This is a genomic window from Psychrobacter sp. 1U2 (assembly GCF_051847575.1).
In genome coordinates this window covers 1-516 of sequence record NZ_JBPYDC010001825.1, presented here as the reverse complement: position 1 = coordinate 516, position 516 = coordinate 1, and the positions used below count along the sequence as shown (strand labels likewise).

The 516-nt window shown below is 44.2% G+C and carries 1 protein-coding gene; it reads left to right on the top strand.

All coding sequences use genetic code 11. The features are described from left to right. On the top strand, positions 1-390 hold a 390-nt coding region (locus tag ACS8FD_RS24610), incomplete at its 5' end, for an RtcB family protein (RefSeq protein WP_439277774.1). Positions 391-516 lie beyond the last annotated feature (126 nt).

Here is a 516-nt window from a genome sequence, read left to right as displayed (position 1 = left end):
CACCACAACTACGTGGCAAAAGAAGAGCACTACGGTGAGGAAGTATTCGTCACGCGTAAAGGCGCAGTACGTGCCCGCGTCGGTGAATACGGCATCATTCCGGGGTCAATGGGTGCCAAGTCATTCATCGTGCGCGGTAAAGGAAACGAAGAATCGTTTTGCTCTTGCTCGCATGGTGCAGGTCGTATCATGTCACGTACCGAAGCCAAAAAGGTATTTACGGTCGCCGATCAAATTGCACAGACTGAAGGCGTAGAATGCCGAAAGGATGCGGATGTGATTGATGAGATTCCAGCGGCTTATAAAAATATTGATGACGTGATGCAAGCGCAAAACGACTTGGTAGAAGTGGTACATACCTTGCGGCAGGTAGTTTGTGTTAAAGGATAGGTAGGAACTATTATTTTCTAATATCACAAGGATAAAATTATGGAAGATTCCATCCAGTCTAAGCTTATATATACAAACTTGCAGTTAGATAATGCATCTGAAATGATTAATAAAGGGCAGTTTGAA